Genomic DNA, 271 nt, shown 5'->3' on the forward strand with positions numbered 1-271 from the left:
GCTACCGGGTCCCCGGGCTTCTACTTGAGCCAGCTGAAGGACGTTCGCATCCTGGCCGTCGCGGCGCCCGCGCGCCTGAGCAAGATTCCCGACGTGCCGACCTTCGAGGAAGCAGGCTACCCCCTGGCGAATCTTTCCGGTTGGGGCGGGTTCTTCGTGCCGGCGGGCACTCCGGCCCCGATCACCGCCAGGCTTTCAGCCGAAATCCAGAGGATCGTCGCACTGCCGGAAGTGGCGCAGCGCATCCGGTCGATGGAGTACGAGCCGGTGG

General features: G+C 67.5%; 1 protein-coding gene. It reads left to right on the forward strand.

Annotated features, from left to right (window positions below):
- Positions 1-271 (forward strand): tripartite tricarboxylate transporter substrate-binding protein (locus VJI77_RS07530; protein WP_323988979.1); only part of this gene is annotated, 271 nt, incomplete at both ends.

Origin of the sequence: Parvimonas sp. D2, from assembly GCF_035282635.1 — a bacterium.
Taxonomy (GTDB): Bacteria; Bacillota; Clostridia; order Tissierellales; family Peptoniphilaceae; genus Parvimonas.